The following is a 3,785-nucleotide window of genomic DNA, read 5'->3' as shown; positions in this document are numbered from 1 at the left end:
CATCTGGAGCGACGGGGGGTCGCGGGCCGCTACGGGCCGCTCCCGCCGTTATTAAGCCGACGAGGGGGGGGGGGTCGCCCCGCGACCCGCCGCCGGACGTCCGGCCGCTCCGCACCTGCCGGCGGACGCGTCCGCCCCGCCCGCTTCCTCGGACGATCCATGCCGCTTCTCATCCTCCGCCGGCTCGGCAACACGGTTCCGACGATCGTTGCCGTCGTCCTGGTGATCTTCACCCTGTTCAGCGTCATCCCGGGCAGCTTCACCTCCTCGGGCGACGACGGCCGCATGCTCGACGCCCAGGTCATGGAGCGGATGCGCAAGGAACTCGGCCTCGACGACCCGCTGCACCAGCGCTTCGGCACCTACGTCGTCAATCTCGCCCAGGGCGACCTCGGCACCTCCTTCCGCACCCGCGAGCCGGTGACGAAGGTGATCGGCCAGCGCCTCTGGCCGTCGCTCAAGCTGACCATCGCCGCCATGGGGTTCGCCATCCTGGTCGGTGTCCCGCTCGGCTTCATCGCCGCCCTGCGGCCCGGCAGCCTCGTCGACATGGGCTCGATGGTGGTGGCGATATCCGGGCTGTCGCTGCCGAAATTCTGGCTCGGCCTGATGCTCATGTACCTCTTCGCGCTGACGCTCGGCTGGCTGCCCAGCTTCGGCTACGGCGACGGGGGGCTGCGCCACCTCATCCTGCCGGCGGTCGCGCTCGGGGTCAGTCCGATGGCGCTGCTCGCCCGGACGACCCGCGCCGGCGTCCTCGACGTGCTCAACGCCGATTTCGTGCGCACCGCCCGCTCCAAGGGAATGAGCGAGTACCGAGTGGTGCGCTGGCACGTCGTGCGCAATGCGCTCGTCCTCGTCCTGACCACGATCGGCCTGCAGTTCGGCTCGCTGATGGGCCAGGCGGTGGTCGTCGAGAAGCTCTTCTCCTGGCCCGGGCTGGGCTCGTTGCTGGTCGATTCGGTCTTCCAGCGCGACATCCCGACGGTGCAGGGCAGCATCCTCGTGATCGTCCTCTTCTTCCTCCTCATCAACACGCTGGTCGACATCGCCTATGTCGTCATCGACCCGCGCATCCGCTACGGCTGACGGCCGATGAAGCTCCGCGCCAACCTTCTGATCGGCGGCGCCCTGGTGGCCGTCGCCGCCGTCGTCGCCGTGCTCGCGCCGTGGATCGCGCTCTACGATCCGGTGCTCGACGCCAACCTGATGAACGCCGAGATGCCGCCGGGGGCGGAGTTCATCTTCGGCACCGACGGGCAGGGTCGCGACATCTATTCGCGCATCGTCCACGGCGCCCGCATCTCGCTCACCGTCGGCGTCGTCTCGCAGATCGCCAACTCGATCATCGGCGTCACGCTCGGCCTGACCGCCGGCTACTGGGGCGGCTGGTGGGACGATTTCGTCGGGCTCGTCACCAACCTCATGCTGGCGATCCCGTCGCTGATCTTCGCGCTGGCGATCATGGCGATCCTCGGGCCCGGCCTGACCAGCCTCTTGATCGCGCTCGGCCTCACCAATTGGTCCTATTCCTGCCGCATCGCCCGCGCCCAGGTGCTGTCGCTGAAGTCGCAGGGCTATGTCCAGGCCGCCCGCATCCTCGGCTACGGCGACTTCCGGATCATGTTCACCCAGCTCCTGCCGAACATGGTCGGGCCGATCATCGTCATCGCGACGCTCGGCATGGGCGCGGCGATCCTGGCGGAGGCGTCGCTCTCCTTCCTCGGCCTCGGCATCCGGCCGCCCTTCCCGAGCTGGGGCAGCATGCTGTCGGAGGCGCGCGACCAGATCACGACGGCGCCGTGGCTCTCGGTCTTCCCGGGGCTCGCGATCTTCCTCACCGTGCTCGGCCTCAACCTGCTGGGGGACGGGCTCCGCGACATCCTCGACCCGCAGTCGCGCGAGCGCCGGGCATGACCGCCGCGCCGCTGCTGGAGGTCGAGAACCTCCGCATCGACCTCGTCGGCGAGGATCGCCGCTATGCCGCGGTGGAGGACGTGTCCTTCCGCATCGGCCGCGGCGAGACCTTCGGGCTGGTCGGGGAATCGGGCTGCGGCAAGAGCATCACCGCGCTCTCGGTGATGGGCCTGCTGCGCCGGCCGCTGGAGATCGGCGGCGGCGCCATCCGGCTCGAGGGACAGGAGATCCAGAACCTGCCGGCGGGCCAGTTGCGGCGCCTGCGCGGCAGCCGCATCGCGATGATCTTCCAGGAGCCGATGACGGCGCTCAATCCGCTGTCGCCGGTCGGACGGCAGATCGCCGAGATGTTCGTCCTGCACCAGGGCGCCGGCTGGTCGGAGGCCAACGAGAAGGCGGTCGAGGCGCTGCGCCAGGTGCGGGTGCCCTCGCCCGAGCGCCGGGTGAAGGACTATCCGCACCAGCTCTCGGGCGGCATGCGGCAGCGCGTGATGATCGCCATCGCGCTCGCCTGCGGCCCGGACCTCCTGATCGCCGACGAGCCGACGACCGCGCTCGACGTCACCGTCCAGGCCGAGATCGTCGACCTGATGCGCGAGCTCTGCGCCGCCAAGGGCACGGCGATCCTGATGATCTCCCACGATCTCGGGCTCGTCGCTAACATCTGCCGCCGGGTCGCCGTCATGTATGCCGGCCGGGTCGTCGAGCAGCAGGCGGCCGACGCCGTCTTCCGCCAGCCGCAGCACCCCTACACCCAGGGCCTCGTCGCCTCGCTGCCGCTGCTCGGCAGCCGCGCGGCACACGGGCGCCGCAAGCTGGCGGAGATCGCGGGCACGGTACCTGCCATCGCCGCCTATCCGGCCGGCTGCCGATTCCACCCGCGCTGCGGCCGCGCGACCGAGATCTGCCGCCGCGAGGATCCCGGCCCGACGTCGCTCCCGGGCGACGGCCTCGTCCGGTGCCACCACCATGGCTGAGCCGTCGATGTCCACGTCCACAGCTTCCGCGTCCACCCCGGTCGCCGACGCGCAGGCGGCGCCGCTGCTCCAGCTCGACGACCTCGCCGTCCACTATGCCGTGACCGGTCGTCTCGGTACCGGGCGGCGGATGCTGAAGGCGGTCGACGGCATCGACCTCGACGTCCGACCCGGCGAATGCCTCGGACTCGTCGGCGAATCGGGCTGCGGCAAGTCGACGCTCGCGCTCGCCATCATGGGCCTAGTGGCGCCGACGCGCGGTCATATCCGGATCGCCGGCCAGGACATCGGCGGCAGCACCAAGCCCGACCGCAAGGCGATGGCGCGGACGGTCCAGATGGTCTTCCAGGACCCCTACGCCTCCCTCAATCCGCGGCAGACCGTGCGCCGGACGCTGGCCGACCCGCTGCGCCTGCACGGTGTCGGCGATCCGGCCGAGATCGCGCACCGGGTCGCGGAGATGCTGGCGCGGGTCGGGCTGCGGCCCGAACATGCCGACCGCTATCCGCACGAGTTCTCGGGCGGCCAGCGCCAGCGCATCGGCATCGCCCGGGCGCTCATCCTGAAGCCCAGGCTCGTCATCTGCGACGAGCCGGTCTCGGCCCTCGACGTCTCGATCCGGGCGCAGATCATCAACCTGCTGCTCGAACTGAAGGACGAGCTCGGCCTGTCCTACATCATGATCTCGCACGATCTCGGGGTCGTCGAGCACATGAGCGACCGAGTGGCGGTCATGTATCTCGGCCGCATCGTCGAGCGCGGCGGCTGGCGGGAGATCTTCGAGAACCCGCGTCACCCCTATACGCGGGCGCTGATCGCCGCCATCCCCGATCCCTTCCGCCAGCACGCGGCGACCGCGCGCGACAAGGCGAAGGGCGAGATCGCGAGCGC

4 protein-coding genes are annotated in these 3,785 nt (G+C 70.3%); all 4 read left to right on the top strand.

Features of this window, described 5'->3' with window-relative positions:
- Window positions 1–159: 159 nt before the first annotated feature.
- Window positions 160–1,089 carry an ABC transporter permease gene (locus ACE3Q3_RS20270; protein ID WP_374449057.1) on the top strand — a complete coding sequence of 310 codons (930 nt, stop codon included), beginning with the start codon at window positions 160–162 and terminating at the stop codon, window positions 1,087–1,089.
- Window positions 1,090–1,095: 6 nt separating this feature from the next.
- Complete coding sequence (locus ACE3Q3_RS20265; protein WP_374449056.1) at window positions 1,096–1,917, top strand: ABC transporter permease; 822 nt, start codon at window positions 1,096–1,098, stop codon at window positions 1,915–1,917.
- Window positions 1,914–2,894, top strand: coding sequence for an ABC transporter ATP-binding protein (locus ACE3Q3_RS20260; protein WP_374449055.1), 981 nt, complete (start codon window positions 1,914–1,916; stop codon window positions 2,892–2,894). Before ACE3Q3_RS20265 ends, ACE3Q3_RS20260 begins: the two co-directional genes overlap by 4 nt.
- Before the next feature lie 7 nt (window positions 2,895–2,901).
- Window positions 2,902–3,785: ABC transporter ATP-binding protein (locus ACE3Q3_RS20255; protein ID WP_374449054.1), on the top strand; the 884-nt coding region annotated here is incomplete at its 3' end.

Source organism: Allostella sp. (assembly GCF_041913585.1).
Taxonomy (GTDB): Bacteria; Pseudomonadota; Alphaproteobacteria; order ATCC43930; family Allostellaceae; genus Allostella.
This window is presented reverse-complemented; position numbering and strand designations above follow the sequence as displayed.

What these genes read in the sequence shown, in the direction of transcription:
- ACE3Q3_RS20270 (WP_374449057.1), top strand. Translation starts at nt 160, where the DNA reads ATGCCGCTTCTCATCCTCCGCCGGCTCGGCAACACGGTTCCGACGATC.
- ACE3Q3_RS20265 (WP_374449056.1), top strand. Translation starts at nt 1,096, where the DNA reads ATGAAGCTCCGCGCCAACCTTCTGATCGGCGGCGCCCTGGTGGCCGTC.
- ACE3Q3_RS20260 (WP_374449055.1), top strand. Translation starts at nt 1,914, where the DNA reads ATGACCGCCGCGCCGCTGCTGGAGGTCGAGAACCTCCGCATCGACCTC.